Genomic DNA, 21,111 nt, shown 5'->3' with positions numbered 1-21,111 from the left:
TCCTTCTCAGGCTCCCAGGGTCGGGGTCGGCACTTCCTCGAGGATCTGCGCGATCATCTGCTCCGGTGTGGAGCCGGCGAACGTGGCTTCCGCGGTGAGTGTGATGCGGTGCGCAAGCACGGAGACCGCCAGGTCCTTCACATCGTCCGGCACCACATAGCCGCGGCCGTCGGCGGCGGCCCACACGCGGGCGCAGCGGGTGAGCGCCAGCGCGCCGCGCATGGAGGAGCCCACTTGGATCTTTTCGTTATGACGGGTCGCTTCGACCAGTCGAACGATGTATTCGATGATCGCATCGTCGAGACGCACGGTCTCGCTGATGGCACGCATGCGCAGCACGTCGCCGCCGGAAAGTACGTGATGCACGGTGGCCGCGCGATCGGTGACGTTGACCTGGCGCAGAATGTCGACGCTCACATCATGGCTCGGATAGCCGATGGCGGTTTTGATGAGGAAGCGGTCCATCTGCGCCTCCGGCAGCTTGTAGGTGCCGAGCTGCTCGATCGGATTCTGCGTTGCGATCACCATGAACGGTTGCGGTACGGCATGGGTCACGCCGTCGACGGTGACCTTCTGCTCCTCCATGACCTCGAGCAGTGCGGACTGCGTCTTCGGCGAGGCGCGGTTGATCTCGTCGGCGAGCACGACGGAGGCGAAGACCGGGCCTTCGCGATACTCGAATTCGCTTCGTTTCTGGTCGTAATAGGTTACGCCGACCACGTCGGACGGCAGCAGGTCCGGCGTGAACTGGATGCGTTTGAACGACATATCGATGGAGTTGGCCAGGCCTCGCGCCAATTGGGTCTTGCCGGTGCCCGGATTGTCTTCGAGCAGCACGTGGCCGCCCACCACCATGGCGGTGATGCATTGACGGATCGGGTTGACCTTGCCGACCACCACCTTGGAGACGTTCTCCGCCAAGGTGGCGAACTTGTCATGGAATTCCGCGATATCGGCGCTGGCGGTCGGCATCATGCCGGTATCCATGATTTCCGGCGCCGACCGTTGACGGACCGGATCGGGACTGGCCGGCAGCCGTTCGGTCGCCGTCTGCTGCGAGGTCGTCTGTTCGACCGGAGTGGCGGTGGAGGTCGGAGTGGCGGTGGAGGTCGGGGCATTCGACGTCACCGAGGTCGCTGCATCGTGCGTGCTCAATACCGTGCCGTCCGCGTCGGCGGATTCATGGGATTCGGCCTCCCGACGTTCCGGCAGGTCCGGTACGGTGAAGCTCTGCTTCTGGTACGATTCGTTGCTGCGCTCGCTCAGATGGGTGGCATCGTCGAATGCATTGCTCATGGAATCTCCTCCGTTGCTTGGGTTACTGGCGAATGATGGGCTGTTCGGCGGGTTGGCTGTTCGGCGATTGCCGCAGCAGGCGGATCTCCCTGACCCAGGGATGGCCGCGTTCCGCCGAGAACAGCGAGGCCGTCGATGCCGAAGGCGTACCGGCCCCGCCTTGCGATCCGCCTGAGGAATCCGGCGTGGACGGGCTGGGCGAAGGGGCCTTGTATCTGTCGCCGTCCTTGAGCTCGGTATGGCTTTGCTGCGTGTTGTCGATCGCCTTGTCGGTGGTGCCCTCCACCTTGACGAGCCAGGAGTATGAGGAACCTTGCGGCAGCGTCGAGGCGTCCAACGTGGTCGTGAGGCCCGGATGCCATTCGAACGAGTACGGTTTCTTGGATTCGTCCGATAGGACTATGGTCACGGTCACGGCCTGGTTATAGGCGTTCACGGCGCCGCCGGAGACATGGATGACATTGGCGTCGCCATTGTCCCAATACAGCGACGGCAGGGTGATAGACGCCTGGACCTTGTTGCCGATTTCGCCGTTGCTGGCCTGTTCCGGATCGCTGGTATGACCCTTGAAGGTCTGCCACACGGTCACGGTGCCGCAGCTGCCCCATCGTTCAAGCGGATAGGTGGTGCCGAGGCTCGTGGTCGGGGTGTTGCCCTGCTTCGGCACGTTCACGATGAAGCCGTCATGATGCCTGCCGGCGGCGTTCCATGAAGCCACGCAATGGTCGCCTTCGGGAGCGACCCTGACACCGGTCGGCTTGTCGGGCTTGACGTCGGGCGTGATGGCGTCGCCCTGCGCGGTGACGGTTCCGGCGTATTTGGTGGTCAACGTGATCGTCGGCGTGAAGCTTTGGTAATACCAGGAGTCGACGATGTCGAAGGTTGCGGAGACATCCGACGATCCGCATGCCACACCGGTGTCGATGCCGGCGAAACTCACGGTGACGGCTTCACAGCCTGCGTTGCGCATGTCGCCGAGCTTGCCGGAGACGACGATCCGCTCGCCCTGCTGCACGGCGGTGACGGTCGGCTTGTCCGGGACTCCCCGTGGCGTGATGGCGTTCGAGGCCTGGGAGGGCTGGCTCCAGTTCACCCTGTTCCTGGCCCGCACGGTCGCGCTTATGGACATGCCGTCCTTGATGGCGTTGTTCTCGAAGTTGAAGTTGACGGCGGTCGCGGAGGTGCTCTCCCTCTTGGATATGCCGTCGCCCGTCAGGGTCACCTCGTATTCGGTGACTTCCGAGAAGTTGCCCTGCGGCGCCGACCATGTCACGGCCACGATGTTACCGTTGGCTTCGGCCCTCACGTCTTCCGGCGCGGAAGGTATCTTGTCGGGTTGCCCGTCAACGGCGTTCGATGGATTGGACCAGCCGACCTCGTTCTGCGCCGTGACGGTGAACGTGTACTTCCTGCCGTTGGTGAGCCCCGTCACCTGGCAGGCGGTCACCGTGCCGCATGATTTCTCGCCGGAGGCGTCGCCCGTCCACGACACCCTGTATTCGGTGATCGGGCTGCCGTTCGAGGAGCCGGCCGTCCAGCTCAGGTTCACCGCGCCATCCTGGGGGTCGCCGGCGATGGGGGAGAGCAGTGGGGCTTCCGGCCTGTCCGTCACCGAAACGCTGATGGTCCCGGTCACTTCGCGTTCCTTGGTCCTGGTGGCGTCACGCACGGTCACGATCACATGGTTCGTGCTTGCGCCGATATCGGAGGCCGCCGTGATCGATATCACTCCGTTGGCGGGGCAATCCACCATCAGTCTGGCGGATCCATCGCTCTGGCATCCCGTCACGGTGAGCGCGGTGTCAGGGAACGGATTATAGGCATCGGCCAGCACGTTCACCTGTTCGCTCGACCCGGCCTTGACCTTCAGGCTCTTCGCGCCGATACGCGCTATCGGCCTGGTGGAGGCCACCACACGCACGGTCACGCCGGCTTGTACGCTACCCTTCGCATAGGAGATGGTGATCGGCACGCTCACCGTGGTTCCCGGCGCCGCCGCCCTGTCGGCGCTCACCGCCAGTTTGCCATCGGGGCTCACGTTTGTGGCCACCTGATCGGAGGAGACCCCACCGGAATACGTGTATTCCCTTTCATCGTCGTACGCTCCGGACGGCGAATGCGTCAGGGCGGTCAGGTCGATGGTGGTGGGGTCTTCGCCGGCCACCACATCCACCGTGGTGGAGGAGAAGGTCGGCGCGGGCACGTCACGGCCGACCACGGTGATCGGCAGGGTCAGCACCGCCGAATTGACAATCTTCACCTTGTCGTTCTTGCCGTGCTTGCCGTCGACGGCGGTGAACGTGATCGAGGCGGGACCCGCGTAATCCTTTGGCGCGGTGAACTTGAGCGTCTGGTCGTTCACATATAGGTCGTCGTTGCCGGCTTTGGTGGCGCTCACCGAACCTGCACCGTCCACGTAGGCGGTCTTGCCGGCGCCGACGCGTACGTAATCGGCGATGTTGATGGTGATCGTCTCACGCGCGTTCACCTTCAACGCCGGCGCCTTCGGGCGTAGCGTCGGCGGGAAGACGCCGTATGCCGGCACCTGGATGAATGCGGTGGAGGTGATGTTTTCCGTGGTGTTCGTCACCGTATACGGCACCGCACGCGCCTCGTCGGTCAGATCCACCGTGATCACGGTGGACTTCCTGTCGCCCTTCACCCGCGCATGGTCGGCGGCGGAGGCGTCCACGCCGACCCGCAGTTCGTCGGCGGTGCCGGACGGGTTCGCGATCCAGCGCGACACGTCGACGTCGACCGACTTCCTATCGATCGTCGCGGAGGACGGCACACGGTAATCGTAGGCCGTCGGCGGTTCGATGGTCGCGTGCTCATCGACGTTCACCGTCAGCGTGGCCGTGTCGGAAAGGCCAGCCTTGTCCTTCACCGTATAGATGACGTAATACGTTCCCGACTGCTTCGGGGTGGTGAACGAGAGCGTGTTGTCCTTCACCTTCACGCCATCGATGCCCTGTGATTCCACGTTACGGTCGACGGTGAGGTCCGTGTTGTCTCCGGAGATGTCGTTCTGCGAGACCGGCACGGTGGCCGCGGTGTTCGGTCGCAGTGTGATCTCGTCGTCACGCGCGTACACGCCGGAATCGGTGCCCGATCTGAACACGCCGACGCGGATCTGCGCCTGCGCGCGCTGTCCGGTCCAATCCTCGACGGCATACGAGAAGGTGTCGGTGCCGGAGGAGTCCGCATACGCCTCATACACCAGATAGGTCGCGCCGACTTCGGTGATGCGGCCCAGCTGCGGCGCCTTGTTGCCCAGTCCCAGCAGCTGATCGTCGTCGCCATCGGAGTCGATGCCGGTCAGCGTGATCGGAATCCGCACCTTCTGCCCGGCGGCCACCTGCGCCTCCGCATCGGACGGCGTCGGTGCGGTCTTGTTGGAGGCGTCTTTCTGATGCACGGTGAAGGTGATCGTTCCGGAGGCGGCATTGTCGAGATTGTCTTTGACGGTGTACGTCACGGGGAACGTGCCGGTCTGGTCGGAGGCCTGATACCGCACGGTGTCGCCGGAAACGAACACCAGACCCTTGAACGTGCCCCTGTCATACTGCAGGTTGTTCTGCAGGCTTACCGTGGTGCCGTCCGAATAGGTGACGTGGTCGAGCACGTCGACGGACACGATGCCGTCGGTACGTACCTGTGCGTCGATGTTGTCGGCCTTCGGCACGGAATTCGCGGTGGTCAATGCCGGCGGCTGCAGCACGATGGTGCCGGTCGACGATCCGGCCGCATTCGCCACGCTGTAGGTGAGCTGCACCGGCCTGGTCGGCATCTGGCGGGCGGTGATGTACACGCGCTTGTTGCTGACCACGCCGGTTTTGATGCCGCTGGCCGCGTCGGCCTTCACGGAGGTGACCGACAGTACGCCGCCCATCGGATCGACGTCATTGGAAAGCGGCTCCACGATGGCGGTGTTGTCCGCCCCGAGCAGCGCGACGTCATTGGCGGCCACCGGCTTGGCGGAATCGCCGGTCACGGCCTGCACTTCCACACGCGCCAGGCCAGTCGTGGGAATCGATCCCTGCGTAATGGTGTACGGCACATAGTAGGTGCCCGGATTCGCGGCGGTGAACGTGAACGACATATCCGTCGCGTTCATGGTGGTCGAGGCTCCGTTCGGCGTCTCCACCGCGGTCAGCTGCGCCGGTTCGGCGGAAGTGCCGTGCACATACTGTTTGAGCGACACCGTGGTGCGCGTATCGGGCGTGGTCTGCCTGACCACCGGATCGATCACGGCCCCCAGCGTGTTGGCCGGCTTCACCGAGAAATACAGTGTGCCGGTGCCGGTCTGCTCGCCATCGGACACGCTCACTTCGATGCTTGCCCTGCCGGACATCATCGAACCGGCGTTGAATACCAGCTGTCCGTCCGCTCGGGTGGAGACCGTCACCTGGTCGGTGTTGGTCGGCACCGCGGAAACCAGCGTCAGCGGATCGCCGTCCGGGTCGGCGAAGCTGCCCAGCGCGTTCGTCGTGTACGTGGCGCCCTGCTCCACGTCGGTCTCCGGCGGCGTATCGGTCTGGACCGGCGCAAGATCGGCCCCGTCGGTGATGTTCAAGGTCACGATGGCGCTCGACGTCTGGCCGCGGCCGTCGCTGATCTCGTAGCTGAACGTCACCGTTCCCGCACTTGCGGACGTGGCGTTCAGCTGCAGATATCGGCCGTCATATATGGGCGAGACGGTGACGTCGCCGCCGTCCGGCGCACTCGCCGAGGTGATGCGCAGTACCGAGCAATCGGTCTGTTCGTCGTTACGCAGCACGTCGAGGATCTGCGACGAGCCGGCCCGGACGCCGAACATATCGTCCTCCGCCTTGATCTGACCGGACTGTGACGAGCAGGTCTTGCTGAAGTTATGCCGGTTGTTGGCACTGTCGGTGTTCTGCTCCTGCTGCTTCGTCTGCTGCGTCTGCACCTTGTTCCACTGGATCTTGATGACCTTCGTGGATTCCTGCGGATTCCACACGTTGCCGTTGACCACGTCGTTGAGCACCGTCAGACGATGGTTGGCTCGGAACACGAGTTCGGAGGTGGCGTTCACGTTCTGTAGGGATTTGAATTGCGGCTTCCCGTCATGCGCCGAGCATACGCGCAGGTAGTTGTTCGCCTTCTGGCTCCAGGCGGCGGATACGCAGCCGTTGGTGGATACGGGCTGTGCGGCGTTGCCCTTGCCGGAGTTGGAGGTTTCCACGGGTGTCGGATTCGTGGCCTTCAGATCGACCGTAACCAGCCCACGTTGGCCCGCGGCGGCCACCCAACCGCTCTGCCTGCCGTCCGTGGGCGGTGCCTGCAGGGTGAGCGTGCCACGCATCGAGACCTCCGCATTGCCGTCCGGCCAATGGATCGCATTGCCGGAAGCGAGCACAGGGGTATCCGCCACCACGGTGAAGGAATCCGCCTGCAATCGTTGGCCTGCACCGATTTCCGCCACCTTGGCGGGCGTTGCCTGCGGTCCGTCCATTTTCAGGATCGCGCCGTCGGACTGCCGATAGCCGTAGACCGCGCCGTCATGGGTCACGGCGATTCTACCGCCCGCCCCGAGCTTCATCTTCGGTGACGCGGTGGTCGGGTTCACGGATTTCACATCGGACGAGGCACCCGCCCATACGTTGCCGGTCTTCACGTTGATGAAGGCGATGGTGTTTCCGCCGACCAACGTCTGCATGTCCGCCTTGATGGCGGTATCGCCGTCCTCGCTGACGGTGGAGGCCGCGATATGACTGGCCTTCGTACCTTCCAGAAGCACGGTGTCGCCGTCATGCTGGGCCACGTCGAACCGTGCGGCGGACGAGGAGACGCCCGCGTCGGTGTCCTTGACCTTCACATTGAACCGCGCGGCCTTGCGGTCCTTCAGCGAGGTGATCCACACGGTGCCGTCGTCAAGCCGCACATGCTGCTGGGTCACCGAACTGATGATCAGCGCGCCGGCCACGATGCCCAGCAAGAGCAGCAGCATGATGATCGGCGTCATCCATTGCCCCTTGCCGGACGGCATCAGTCTGCGGAACATCGCGCCGATCTTGCGGGACCTCTCGTACGACCGTGAGGTCGCGGTCCGTCTCGGCTGCGCTGACTTGCCCATGGATCTTCTCCGGTTCTCTTGTGGCGGCGGTGCGTTATGGCTTGGCCGCACAGGCGATCGTCGGATTCTGCGACATCCGCCGGTCGGCTCGGATCAGGCTCACCTGAATGCAGGTCTGCGGGCCGTCGCCGGCCGGGACCTCGACCTGTGTGTCGTCCGTGGCGGTCGCCTGCGTGCTCATATCCACCCCGGAATCGCCGACGATGGACCACGCGTAGGAATCGCCCTTCTTCGGATCGGGATTCACCCAGGCGAACCTCACCTTGTCGCCGTTGTACTGGCCGGTAAGGTTCTCCACGGAGGGCACGATCGCCGTGTCGATGTCGTCGTTGTCATCGGTATCGTCATCCTTCGCCTTCGTCGTGGGATCCGTGACATGCACATTGCCGCCATCGGAGATGGAATCCATGTGTGGAATCACGATGAAGGCGAACACCATGGCGACCACGGCGATGGCGGCCACGACGAGCGTGCCGATGACGACGGGCTTCGCCCATGCCTTGGATTGGCCGGAGTCGGGCAGGTCGTCCGCGGCATGCGCGTCCGGATGGGAGGAAAGATCCTTCGGATACTGCGGCACGCCCTCCACCGTGGTCGGCGTGGCATGCCCGTACAGCGCATATTGCACCCGCTGCATGGCCCGGGCGAAATCAAGCGCGGAATAATACCGCTGGTCAGGATTCTTGTCGAGCGCCTTGCGCAGCACCTGCTCCACCTGCGGCGGTACATCGGGGCGGTTGAGCTTCGGCAGCGGCCTGTTGACGATCGCCGTGGCCAGTTCCTGCTTGTTGGACACGCGATAGGCATACTCATAAGGCGAGCGACCGGTGATCGTCGCGAACAGCGTGGCCCCCAGCGAATAGATGTCGGAGGCCTCATTGCCGCCACCGGTACCCGAAATCACTTCCGGCGGGGCCCAAGGCAGCGAGTAGCCGGTCGTGCGGTGATCGTAGATGGTGGCGGAGATGCCGAAATCCGACAGCACCGGCATGCCTTGCGCGTTGATGAGCACGTTGCTGGTTTTGATGTCCCGGTGGATGATGCCCTTGCGGTGCGCGGCGAACAGGGCGCTCGCCAGATCGATGCCGAGATCGAGCATCTGGTCGGCGTTGAGCGTGGCGCTGCGCAGGGCGTCCCTGTAGCTGCCGCCCGGCGCGAATTCGAATACGGTGTAGCCGAGTCCGGTGCTGGTCACGCCGGATTCGAAAATCGAAAGAATATAGGGGTGCGAGGAAATCTGCGCCATGAAATCGGCCTCGGCGCGGAACCGTGCGGCCGCACGTGGATCCAGGGACTTGTTGCTCACCTTGATGGCGACCGGCCGGGCAGGGGAACGCTGCTGGTACAGGTATACCGTTGCTTCGGAGCCTGCGCCCAGCCGTTGCACGAAATCATAGCCGGTTATCTGTGGCGGAACCGGTTGTGGAGCCTCCATGCCTCTTCCTTCTGCTCTAAGCCGTCACTCGGCCATACTCTTTTCGATATTTTAGGTTGTGCGTCTCCCTAATGGAACCCCGCCGATACCGGTTTGTCCCTACGTATCCCCTCAAAGGGGAATCATGGGGTTGCATGCGCGATGCGGCGAATCAGAGGCAGGACACACGTTGCACGCCGGCTGCGGCGCGAAGAACGATGATGATTCCGGATTCCGCATGAATTGCGGCCATCCACTGACTTCGGCAATGCCTGACGCGACCGTTGCCGATTCGGTGGCGCCGGCTCCGGAATCCCTTCGACCACCCGCGAAAAAAGGGTGATAAGGGGAAGATTGCGGTGGTTCATTGATCATCGGCGGAATCGCGTGGCTCCTGCATGTGCAGGGCGCCGAACGGGATGCTAGGAAGGAGCGGAGGGAGAGGTCCGCGAAACCTCCACCATCGTCTGGACCGCGTTGCGATGATTCCAGGCACTGACGTAATGCACGATTCCATATTGGGATGCTTTTTTTCGCATCGTGCGACGGACATGCCCGAACGCACGCCTCCTAGCCCAACCTTAAGAGGATCACATACGACTTAGGGGGTGTTGTGATGAGGATTGGCATCGCACGATCGGCAAGAAGACCGTGAATCGCCGATCGTGCGATGTGATTCCGGCATTTCGCCCGATGGGCACGCGTCGCGGGCGTGATCGGTTGAGCGGCCGATCGGTTGAGTAGTCTTGGGGATCATGACGGTGTTGCGCCAATGATCAGGGAGTTTGAGATGGCCGATGATGAACGGGCGGAACGGTCGGTCAACCGACGGATTCTCGCACTGGCGATCCCGACGTTCGGGCAGCTGATCGCCGAACCGGCGTTCGTGCTCATCGACACCGCCATCGTCGGGCATGTCGGCGACAGCGCGTTGGCTGGACTGTCGGTCGGCTCGACGATAGTGCTCACCGTGGTCGGCCTATGCGTCTTTCTGGCCTATGGCACCACATCCCGCGTCGCACGACTGATGGGGGCGGGCAGACGGCGCGAGGGATTGGAGGCCGGCATCAGCGGATTGTGGCTGGCGCTGGCCATCGGCATCGTCGTCTCCGTGGCGCTGTTCGTGTTCGCGCGCCCGATATGCCTTTGGATGGGCGCTGGCGGCGTCGCGTTGGATGATGCGGTCGCCTATCTGCGTGCGGTGGTGTTCGGCTTGCCGGGCATGCTGCTGGTGTATGCGGCGAACGGCATCTTCCGCGGCTTGGCGAAGGTTGCGATCACCTTGGTGGCGGCCGTCACCGGTGCCATATTGAATACGGTGCTGGATGTGACGCTCATCCTCGGATGCGGCTGGGGCGTGTTCGGCTCCGGCGTGGGCACGTTGATTGCGCAATGGTTCATGGCGGTCGTACTGATCGTACCGGCGCTGCTGTGGGCCCGTCAGGAGGGTGCCTCATTGCGGCCTCGCATGCAGGGCATCAAGGCGAGTATGGGCGACGGCCTGGTATTGTTCATCCGCACGCTTGCCCTGCGCGCGTGCCTGATGGCCACGGTGATGCTGGCCGCGCGTATGGGTGTGCGGGTGCTTGCCGCCTATCAGGCCGTGAATTCGACATGGAATTTCGTATTGAACATGCTGGACGCCATCGGCATCGCTGGGCAGAGTCTTGTGGCGGCGGAGATCGGTGCGGAACGGCCGCAGCGGGCCTTGCGCATGACCAGGGCGGCCGGTCGGGCCGGACTCGCTGCGGGAATCGTGATCGGCATAGGTCTGATTGCCTTGGGATTGATTGCGCCTCCGCTGTTTTCCGCATCGGTGCCGGTGCGGCATCTGATTGCGGTCGGCATGGTCGTCGTCGGCGTCACGTTGCCGCTTTCCGGTTGGATGTGGGCGGTTGACGGCATTCTGATCGGTGCGGGCGATTACCGTTACCTTGCCGCCACCTGCATCATCACCGCATGCATCTACCTGCCGAGTCTTGCCGGCATCGGCGTGCTGTGCAACGGCTCCGCCGTGCCGGATACCGTCCGCATGACCGCGCTCTGGGCCGCCGTCACACTCCTGTTCATCGGAATCCGGGCCATCTTCAACGCTCTGCGCATCTGCGGCGACGCCTGGCTGAATCGATGAATCCTTGACTCTTCGAATATCGTTCCGGTCACGAGAAAAAAAAGGGCTTCCATCCAATGACGACTTTTACCTTGCATCCTCAATTAGGGTGGTGGTAGTCGGAGTCTTCATGAGAGACAAGTTTCATCGTGATGATTCCGGTCACCATCGGATGGTTTTTCTTATTCGCTATCTATTGCCAACAAATAATATGCGGAAAAACTGACTGCAACTCACTTGGGAACAGCAGAACGCTAGACGGTAAGACAACTTATTCAACGTGTCAGTCCGTCCCTGCATATAGGTTCTCGTCGCACCATTTTTCGTATTGGTCGATAGCGTCAAATATTGCTTTCTCGACTTCCTCGTATTTCCAAGAGCTCTCCTCGCTAAAACGGTCTATCCGCATCAACTCTCCCATGATTGTGTTCACACCACAGACGTGACGATATTTTCGTCTGTTAATTTCAGGCAGGCCGAATTCTTTCCTTGAGTGTTTTCCTTTCTTATTACAAAGCCTTACAGTGACTTTGAGCAGGCATTCGTCTTGATTGAAAATATGTGAATTTGGGGTTTCCACATTGACCATAAACTGCCACGCACCTGCACCTATTTTCTTTGAATTACCGAGCCATAGCGTCCAATGGCCGCCCTGTAGATTGCTGTTATATCCGTATCCTGTCCAATAACCCCTAGTGATGAGCCTTTTTTTGCAGATATTCGAAAAACCCACACCACCCATCGTATGACCAATCCTTCACAGGTAAGGAGCGATATTGGTCATATCTTGCACATATACGCTTGAGACGATCAACGTAATCCATAAGGATCGGATTTTTGGATGTCGTATTAAGACATTCGAGAATGTCCTTACGATTTAAAACGATATCGCATTTATTGCGAATGTCTTGTTCTTCATAGACAGTCTCAGTCTTAAAATAGACAACTCTAATATCATTTTTTCCTCGGTCATATATACTCGCGGCGCTGGTTCTGTACCTGTCAAGTTGATCGTTATGATATCGCGAACTAGTCTTATCTTCCACAACGATAGGGAATTCTTGCCCCTTGTACTGCAGAAGCAGGAGTACATCAATGTTTTCTTTTTGTCGATAAATTTCCTTGACTCCGACGGGGTCATTGTCATTGCCTCCAAGAAAAGCATGCAATAAGTTTTGGGAGGCTGTGCGTACGGTTGCGTCGTTACTGTCGAATTGTGCGCAGATCCAGCAGATAAATGCATCTTGAGAGAGTTCTGAGGTAGCGTAATCGAATAGATTTCTAGAAAAAGGTTTCTCTGTGTTTTGATTGGGGCTATTTTCTAATGTAGGAAGATTAACTTCTTTGTCCATGGCTCGACTCCACTTTGATTGAGCAACAATACTTGCCTTATCCGTCATCATGCATGATGGGAATGAAGGTGCTCGAAATTATATCATTATTGCTTTTTGGAATGAAAAGTATTCGTGATGTACTTGGTTTGGTCTGGTGGCAGTAATGCAATGCGCACGATTTACGTATTGACGATTATGGTTATTTGAAGTGTGCTGTGGCTTATTAGGGACTGATATGACGCACGATTTTCGAATCGTGCGGTTATTTTCAGGTCGTGCACGATGCCTATTCGAGACAACACCCCCCTAACTTAATAAACTCCATAAAATCTGAATCCGGATGAGCCTTAAGGGGCGTCATGGCGGTGCTTATCGGCGCACGATGCGATCGAAAGGCCGTAATCGCGAATCGTGCGCTGCGGCACTGGCGATTTGTCCGGTGAGCGCACGGTGAGGACGCAATCGGTCGAGTAGTCTTGGGAGGCATGATGGCTTTGGATGATCTTTCGGATGTGACGTTGGTTGCGGGGGCACCCCGCAGCGGCAAAACCGAGTTTGCGTTACGCACGCTGATCGCCGCGATGAGGCGGTATGGCGATACGCAGGCCGTGATGACGGTGTCGGGCCGGCAGATCGCCGATGATCTGGGCGACCGGGTAATTCGTGAGTTGTCCGCGATTTCGCAGGCCCGACCGGTTACCACACTGGCGGCCGTGGCCTTCCGCATCGTGACGGCCGTGCGCTCGCATGCGGGTCTGCCCCTACCGAAATTGCTCAACGGCGCCGAACAGGATGTGATCATCCGCCGCGTGCTCGCCTCGCATGTGGATCATACGAATCGCGGTGACGCATGCGCCGTCTGCGACCTGCTGCGCACGTATTTCGCGGTGGCCGACTGGTCGGGCATGGTGGCCGACGATTCCACCGACGCCTTCGCCAACCAGTTGCGTGACATGCTCGCCCGCATGAACGAGATCGGCGCAAAACCCGAACTCGAGGATGAACTGATTGCACGTGCTGCCAGCAAGGACGGTACGCTCAATGAACGGCACGAACGCATGCGCACCCAATGGCGTCTCGCCTTCGCGCTGCGTGCCGAATACGATGAGGCGATTCGTGCGGCCTATCCGGGCGAATACCGTCTCGACGCATCGCAGCTCATGGTCGACGCGGCCGCTACTGTGGCGCAGGCCGGGAGCGAAGACCTGCCGAGGCTGCTGATCGTCGACGATTTCCAAGACGCCACGCTTGCCGGATTCGACATGCTCGCAGCCCTGCACGAGCGCGGCGTGCGGCTGCTGCTCGTCGGCAATCCGGATGAATCCGTACAGACGTTCCGCGGATCGTATCCGGAATACCTGTTCAACGCGGCGCAATCGCGACTGGGGGCCCGGCTGGAACGAATCGACGTCACGGAAACGGAACGACGCAAGCCCGTGTATCGCACGTTGGCCGCAAGCCGCGTGAGTTTGTCGATCGCCAGCACCGAACCGACGGATGAGGCGCTGCCGAATCGTCCGGGCAAAATGCCGGCGCTGCCAGGCGCACTGCCTATCGAAACAGTGCCGACGGGCGGCCTCGCGGACGGCGTTTCGCCGGATGACGGCAGCATCGGAACCGCCATGTACCGTTCCGCCGTCGAAGAGTTGGATGACGTGGTCTGGAAGATCAAGACCGAACATCTGCAACATTCCCGCGACTGGAACGACATGGCCGTGATCGCGCACGACAACGACACCGTGCGTACGTTCGGCGAACGCCTGCGGGCCGACGGCGTGCCCGTGCGCTATTCGAGCGTGACCCGTCCGCTGAAGGACGAGCCGTTCGTGCAGGGCCTGTTCGCGCTGATCGAATTGGCCGAACTGAAGAGGCGGACGATTGCGGCATCGACAATGGGCCTTCGTGCGGCCGGTGCGTATGTTCGTTCGCGCGTGGCGCTGATCATGGGCTCGCCGCTGATCACGGTGGGCGGCGACGCACGGCATGAGGGACGTCCCGCACGATTGGCGACCATCGAATCGGCGATGAATGCGCTCGGCTCGCTTGCCGCGGTATTGGAATCGGACGATTCCGACGCATTGGACGATTCCGGCAGGGCCGACGTGGCGAAACAGGCGCTGCTGCCGCGACTGATCGCCGATTGGAGGGATTATGCCGCCGATTTCCGTGCCGTACGCGAGTCGGTTCCGGCGGATTCGGATACGCCGACGATTGCGGTCGACGACAGTCTGATATCGGGAGAGCTGCCTGGTTCCGCGGATTCGGACGATTCAAGGGACCCGGCCGACCTGCCGTTTGGCATGGAAGCGTTGTATGTGCTGCTATTGGAAGGCAATACGGTCCGCGTGCTCGACGCAATCGCCTCCGTACTGGGCGCCGACCCGCAATCCAAGGCATTCGCAAGCCTGTGGAAGGTGCTTGACAAGACCATCGAAGCGGAACGCAAGCTCATCTCCCATGAACCGCAATACGTGCTTGACTGTGCATGGACGGCCTGCAACAAGGCGCAGGTCTGGCAGCGCGTGTCGTTGGAGAACTCCGCGGCAGGCCGCGCGGCGAACGACCGTTTGGACGCGGCGATGCGCCTGTTCAGCTACGCATCGGGCGACGAATCGAACGGTGTGATGGCCGCACATACCATCGGCGCGTTCATCGAACAGGTGCGCGCCCTGACCATCGAAGCCGATTCGCTGGCTCACACCGCACCGATCGACCAGGCCGTAACGCTCACCACGCCGACCGGTGCGGCCGGAAGACACTGGAATCTTGTGTTCCTCCCGGCCCTGCAGCAAGGCCAGTGGCCGAATCTGGCTCCCCGCAACACCCTGTTCGGCGGGGAGAGCCTGGCGGATGTGATGCTGCATGGCGAACTGCGCGACGACATCGTCACCTCCGCGGGCCGTCAGGACGCGCAGATGGCCGCGGTACTCGCCTCCGAGCAGAAGAGCTTCCTCGTGGCACTGACCCGCGCCGACGAATGCGCGGTGCTGAGCGCCGTATTGAATGACGACAATGTGCCGTCCGATTTTCTGTACGGCTATCTGCCGGAACGATTCGACCGCGACCGCGACGCCGATCCGGAACATCGCGACTATGCGATGGTCGGCGGTGCCGGCGAGTTCAACGGTCTCGACGCCGATCCGCGTGGCCTGGTCGCGGCTGCGCGCAGCATGCTGGCGACCGAACCGGCCGGCTCGGCCAAGGCGAAGGATGCGGCCGCCGCGTTGGCGTTGCTGGCACAGCACGGCATTGCGGCCGCCGATCCCGCATATTGGCCATTCGCATGGAACGCCGATGATGCGGAATCCTCCACGATCGACACGGAGCCTTCCACGGTTGCGGCAGGTTCCACGGTGTCGGTATCGACAACGGATCCCGCACATCAGTCGGGAGCATTCGCGGATTCCGCGGGATTCAGTGCGGGAGGCGGGAATCCATTCGCCGCGGCTGCGCAGCCCCGGCGCGATGCCTCCGGCGGGCATGACCGGCATCGCGATGGCGACGTGGTGACGCTGTCACCATCCGCGGTGGACCGCCTGTGGGCCTGCCCGGTGTGCTGGATGCTCGAGAACCGTTTCGCCGGCCCCCGGCCAGGCAACGTCGACACCAACTTCGGCTCGATCATCCACGAAGTGGCGCAACGGGCCACCGAAGCGCATCTCGATCTGCCGCAACGGCATACGCAGCTCAGCGACGCCGACAACATCGATATGATTTTCGACTGGATGTTCGACGAATACGGGAAACTGCGCGGCGATTTGAACGCCATCGCCGATCCGGAACAACGCTACAGGGCGCTGCGCAAGGACGAGCAGGCGGCGGAGGCGCTACACAACATCGCCACGTATTTCGTCAACTCGAACCGCAGCGGATACCCCGCCAAAAACGCCGATAGATTCGAAGTCGGCAAGCTTACGGAGGCGGAGCCGGAACTGCAGTTCACCGCACGCTTCGGATTCGATGACGTTCTCGAGGCATACAACGCGATCGAAGGCGTCGACCCGATCGGACGCGGCGAGCTCATATCCCTGATGGGACTGCTCGTCGGCGGCTGGCCCGAGGACGGCATGACCGAACGGCTGACCGTGCGTCTGACGGGCAGGATCGACCGGCTGGAACGACGTGTGCTGAACGGCGGCGGCGAACAGGTGCGTCTGATCGACTACAAGACCGGTAAGCCGCCCAGCGGCCAAGACATGTTCAGCGATCTGCAACTCGTGTGCTACCAATTGGGACTGGCGTTCCCGGAAGAAGGGCCACGCGGCGCACAGGCCATTGCGCACATGCCGAATATCGGGCAGAGCGCCCTGTTCCACGTCATGCATTCCACCGCGCCGGCACCGCGCGGCACCGCGCAGGGTGAGGAGGCATATCACCAGCAGGCGCTGTTCGCCAACGGAAGCCTGAATGCGGGCAGGTATGTGTCCAGGCTCTGCCTCCCCACGCTCGACAAACTGTTCGTCGACGATCTCGACGGTGCCGAACGCCCCGAAACGGTCGGTGACGAGCATTGGCGGCAGTTCCTGGAACTGCGCCCCACCATGGCGGTGTGGTCGTTGACCATGATCGCTCGCGTCTTCTATGCGGCGGCCGCCAGCCGAGCCGGACGAATCACCGCACGTCCAACAGTGAAACATAGGGATTCATGCAGAAACAAAGCCGTCTGCCCGGCCTGCGCCGGCGAACAGAACACCGTTTTCGAAAGGAGAGTGGCATGAGCGGCACGCCGAAATTCACCGACAGCCCCGAGCAGGCGGCCGTCATTCAGGCCCCCTCGTACGCCGATGTGGTGGTGGTCGCGGGCGCGGGATCCGGCAAGACCTACACTATGACCAGGCGCATCATCAACCTGATCGGACAGGGCGTTTCGCCGGAAAAGATCCTGGGCCTCACCTTCACGCGCAAGGCCGCCTCCGAACTGCTGTCCCGCGTGTCCGCGGCAGTGGCGAACAATCAGAACGGCCGGGCTGGGTCGGCCGGCGCCGCGTTCCTCAAGCCGGAAATCTCCACATACGACGCGTTCTTCCAGACCATCGTGCGCCAATACGGTCTGCTCGTCGGCTTCGACCAGAATACACAGCCGCTGAGCGAAGCAGGGGCCATGCAGCTGATTTATGCCGTGCTCGACAAGCACATGGACGAGATCATGCGATTCGACGGCGACCTCGCATCGTTCGGCACCATCGCCGGCAGGGTGTTCGCACTGTCCAACGCCATCTCCGGCGCCATGATCGGCGGCGACTGCACCGGCTTCGACGAGGCCGTGGAACGTGTGCGCGCCTGGGACGAAGCATTCGTCGCACAAGTGGCCAAGGCACTTGAGGACGAAGAGATTCCCGCCGATATTAGGGTCCCCAGACCTCCGAAGAGAAAGAAAAAGGAACCCGACGAGGATTTCGAAGCGCGCAAACGCCAGTACCGCGAACAATGCCACGCCCTATGCGTCTACAAGGCCAGCCAATTGTCCGACGTGGCTCGTCAACGTGACCTGCTGCTGAACCTCGTAGCCGATTACAATGCCGAGAAAAGGGCTCGCAACATGGCGGAATTCAGCGATTTCACCATCGCCGCATTTCAGTTGGTCACCCGCTTCCCGTCAATCGGCGCCACCTATCGCAAGCGGTATTCGCACGTGTTGCTCGACGAATACCAGGACACCTCCACCACGCAGGCCGCGCTATTGGCGGCCCTGTTCCACGTCGATTCGGTACGCCGATCCGCGGTCAACGCCGTCGGCGACCCATTCCAGTCGATCTACGCATGGCGCGGCGCCAGTCCGGGCGCATTCCGCATGCTGCAGCGCGATTTCGGCATGAGCGAGACCGACAAGCCGTTTGCCTTGAGCGTGACCCGACGCAACTCCCGCATGGTGCTCGAAGCGGCCAATAATCTCACCAAACCGCTGCGATTGCCCGCCCGGCGCCTGAGCAGTTCGCTCATGCGCGAAGTGGACGTGCCGGCACTATCCAACATCGATACCGCGCCCGAAGGCACACTTGGCGTGCTCGGCTTCTCCACGAGCGGCCAGGAGATCGACGCCGTCGTACGCTTCGCCAAGCATGCGATCGCGCTGCACACGCCATCCGACGCCGTACTGGCCGGCGGTGTGAAGGACAATCGTCCGCATGTGGCCGTGCTGTTCCGCTCCAAAGCGCCGATGCCGAAATACAAGGAGGCGCTGGAACATGCCGGACTGACCACGCTGGTGGTCGGTCATGCGGCGCTGCTGGAACTCCCGGAAGTGCAGGATATCTTCGCCCTGCTGCACGTAATCTGCGACCACACCGACAGCGGATCGCTGATGCGGCTGCTCGCCACCCCGCGATTCGGCGTCGGAGCGGCCGACCTGCAGGCGCTTGCCGCCGTCGCGGAAAGCGTGAATGCGGCGCATCGGTATCGTGCACTTGTCGCGGCCGGCATCATTCCCGGCAGACCGGATGCTTCGGACGATTCGGGCATCGCCGATGCGGGAGCGCCCAAGCTGCCGTCCGAAGCCGAAATCCGCGCCATCGTGCGCGAGTACCGCGATCAGGTGCCCAACGCCGTCTTTCTGATCGACCTCATGCTGCGCGACGATCTGCCGAAACTCATCGACGGCAAACTCAGCGCCGGGGGAGCGGCGGCCGTCGTCCGCGCCGCCGACATGCTGCGCCAGGTGCAGCACGCGTACGGCCATCCGTTGCCGGAAGTGGTGAATGCCGCCATCAGTGCGCTGAATCTCGACATCGACATGCTGCTTGCCGAGCACATGCACCATCCGAATGACACCTCCAATGCGGCGCTCGCCAAGTCGCCGCTCGGCGCCGTGATGGGTCTTGTCGACACATACATGCAGGAGATCGCGGCCCAGGGCGCGCCCAGCCTGCGCGCATTCGTGTCATGGGTGGATTCGCTGCGCGACGCATCCGATGACAATGTCATCGCACCCGATACGCCCGTTGACGTGATGCTCATGACCGTGCATCAGTCGAAAGGCCTCGAATGGGATGCGGTGGCCGTGGTCGGCATGTCCAGCGGCACATTCCCGTCCAGCCAAGGCGACTTCCTGAACATCACAGCCGACGAAGACCACCTCAACGGCCTGAACAACGGCGAATGGACGCCGCCGGAATACCTCGAAACCGCCAGGACCTGGCTGCAGGACCCCGCGGCGGTGCCTGTTCCCGTGCGCGTGGATGCCGGTATCCTGCCGCGATTCCCGCACGATGCGCTCGTCGGCGGCGATCCGATCGAGGCGCTCGCCGGCCTGGACGATGCGGAGACCATCGACGATGAGGTGTTCGGAACCCTGCGTTCCCTGCCGATCGACGATATGGAGGGCGTGGACCCGGCCGGCCTGTATCTGACGCAAAGCGAGGAATACGGCCGCCGACTGCACGCCGACGAACGCCGGCTCGCCTATGTGGCGTTGACCCGCGCCCGGCACGAGGCGTTGCTCACCTTCAGCGTGCATAACGAAGAGAGCCGCGACTCCCGTTTGGTCGAAGGCAAGAAGCAGGGGGCCAAGAAACCTTCGAATTTCTGGAGTGAAGTACGCGATTCGATGAACGGCATCGTTTCGGCGGTGCGGGAGCCCGGCAACCTTGCCGTCTCCGATTCCACCGGTACGGCGGACGCAGCCGATGGCGTGGAGACGCTCGCCTCAATCGGCGCACCCCTGCCGGACGGCTATTTCGTGGGCGAACATGCCCAGGACTATGAGGACGCGGTGGTCGGCGACGCTTGGAATGCGCCGCTTGAGCCGGTCGACGAGCGGCGGGGCCTGCCGTGGCCGTGCGGTCTGAGCGATCGGCTGTCCGAGACGTTTGCCGAATCGACCCATCAGGTACGCTCGGCCATGCAGGCCCTATCCGGTACGCATGACGGCCGTCAATCGAACGATGGCATGACGGTGCCGGCCGACGAGTCGCTGCTGTTGCGCGCACGCCTGCTGGTCCGTGACGAATACCTCATGCCCGACACCGGCGATGCCGCAACCGATTTCGATGCGGCCGTCCGTGCCCGCGGCGAAAGGATTCTCGCAGGCGGCCGCCAGAACGTCACCTCCCTGCAGGCCCGTGCCGGTGTGATGGACGACCGCTCCCGCCGCGAATACTGGCGTGGCCTGGTCCGTCCGATCCCGCGCGTCGCCTCGCCGTCCGCACAACTCGGCACACGCTTGCACGCATGGGCGGAACGGTTCATCATGGCCGATGCTGAATCCGGTGCGAACGGCGGCAATGCCGTCTCCCGTGCGGATCTTATCGACGGTCTCGCGCAGGATGAGGCGACCATCACGGGTCTCGAACGATCCGGCGAACCCGGCAATGCGGCGCAGGAACGCAAGCTGCTCGACTGGCGGCACCGTCTCGTGCAATCGGTGTGGGCCAGACGCAACCCCGCGTGGGCGGAACGGCAGCTCGTCGTCAACGTGCCGCAACTCGGCACTATCGTCAACGGCAAGCTCGATGCGGTGTTTTTCGGAGGCATCGATCCGAACGACCGATCGAAGACCTACACCATCGTCGACTGGAAAACCGGACATAGGCCACGCACACGCAACGAAATCGACGAAAAGCTCGCACAACTCGACATGTATCGCATGCTGCTGTCGGCGATGGAGGGCGTGCCGCTGGATTCTATCGACGCCTGCCTCTACTATCTGAGTGAGCCCAAAGAGGGCGATCGGGAGCTCAGGGCTCTCGACAAAACAGAACAAGAGATCCTTGCCGAGTTGAGCTACGGAATTCCGCAGCAATCCGACAACGACTGATGCCGATGCGCCGAACGTCGAAGACGCGCGACGGCCTGCCTGTAGGGTAACGCACTGCAGGCAGCGTTGTGGAGGAACGCCGCTACCCTCGTGCAGCATGTGTGG

8 protein-coding genes are annotated in these 21,111 nt (G+C 62.0%); 3 read left to right on the top strand and 5 right to left on the bottom strand.

Annotation, left to right across the window (positions count from 1 at the left end; translation table 11 throughout):
* Positions 1–6: 6 nt before the first annotated feature.
* Genes BMOU_RS03285 through BMOU_RS03275 form a run of 3 tightly spaced genes read right to left on the bottom strand, consistent with a single transcriptional unit; the run spans position 7 to position 8,831 of the window.
* Positions 7–1,296 carry an AAA family ATPase gene (locus BMOU_RS03285; RefSeq protein ID WP_034874836.1) on the bottom strand — a complete coding sequence of 430 codons (1,290 nt, stop codon included), beginning with the start codon at positions 1,294–1,296 and terminating at the stop codon, positions 7–9.
* Between the two features lie 22 nt (positions 1,297–1,318).
* Positions 1,319–7,396: an Ig-like domain-containing protein gene (locus BMOU_RS03280; protein ID WP_051428874.1), complete on the bottom strand. Its 6,078-nt coding sequence runs from the start codon at positions 7,394–7,396 to the stop codon at positions 1,319–1,321.
* A 34-nt stretch (positions 7,397–7,430) separates the two neighbouring features.
* Positions 7,431–8,831 carry a serine/threonine-protein kinase gene (locus tag BMOU_RS03275; protein ID WP_034874834.1) on the bottom strand — a complete coding sequence of 467 codons (1,401 nt, stop codon included), beginning with the start codon at positions 8,829–8,831 and terminating at the stop codon, positions 7,431–7,433.
* A 769-nt stretch (positions 8,832–9,600) separates the two neighbouring features.
* Here BMOU_RS03275 and BMOU_RS03270 point away from each other — a divergent pair.
* The gene (locus BMOU_RS03270) at positions 9,601–10,941 is read left to right on the top strand and encodes an MATE family efflux transporter (RefSeq protein WP_034874832.1); all 1,341 of its coding nucleotides are present in this window, start codon (positions 9,601–9,603) and stop codon (positions 10,939–10,941) included.
* A 262-nt stretch (positions 10,942–11,203) separates the two neighbouring features.
* On the opposite strand, the gene BMOU_RS03265 is transcribed toward BMOU_RS03270, so the two are convergent.
* The gene (locus tag BMOU_RS03265; RefSeq protein WP_034874830.1) at positions 11,204–11,662 is read right to left on the bottom strand and encodes a hypothetical protein; all 459 of its coding nucleotides are present in this window, start codon (positions 11,660–11,662) and stop codon (positions 11,204–11,206) included.
* Positions 11,613–12,272, bottom strand: a complete 660-nt coding sequence (locus BMOU_RS10920; RefSeq protein ID WP_161631965.1) for a PD-(D/E)XK nuclease family protein — start codon at positions 12,270–12,272, stop codon at positions 11,613–11,615. The genes BMOU_RS03265 and BMOU_RS10920 overlap by 50 nt, the downstream gene beginning before the upstream one ends.
* A 467-nt stretch (positions 12,273–12,739) precedes the next feature.
* Between BMOU_RS10920 and BMOU_RS03255 the strand changes: the two genes are divergently transcribed.
* Both BMOU_RS03255 and BMOU_RS03250 read left to right on the top strand, forming a co-directional pair.
* Positions 12,740–16,972: a PD-(D/E)XK nuclease family protein gene (locus tag BMOU_RS03255; protein ID WP_034874826.1), complete on the top strand. Its 4,233-nt coding sequence runs from the start codon at positions 12,740–12,742 to the stop codon at positions 16,970–16,972.
* Entirely contained in the window at positions 16,969–21,006 is a 4,038-nt protein-coding gene (locus BMOU_RS03250; protein WP_034874824.1) for an ATP-dependent DNA helicase, read from the top strand. The genes BMOU_RS03255 and BMOU_RS03250 overlap by 4 nt, the downstream gene beginning before the upstream one ends.
* Positions 21,007–21,111: the final 105 nt, after the last annotated feature.

This window comes from Bifidobacterium moukalabense DSM 27321 (assembly GCF_000522505.1).
In the GTDB taxonomy this organism is placed as follows: domain Bacteria; phylum Actinomycetota; class Actinomycetes; order Actinomycetales; family Bifidobacteriaceae; genus Bifidobacterium; species Bifidobacterium moukalabense.
This window is presented reverse-complemented; position numbering and strand designations above follow the sequence as displayed.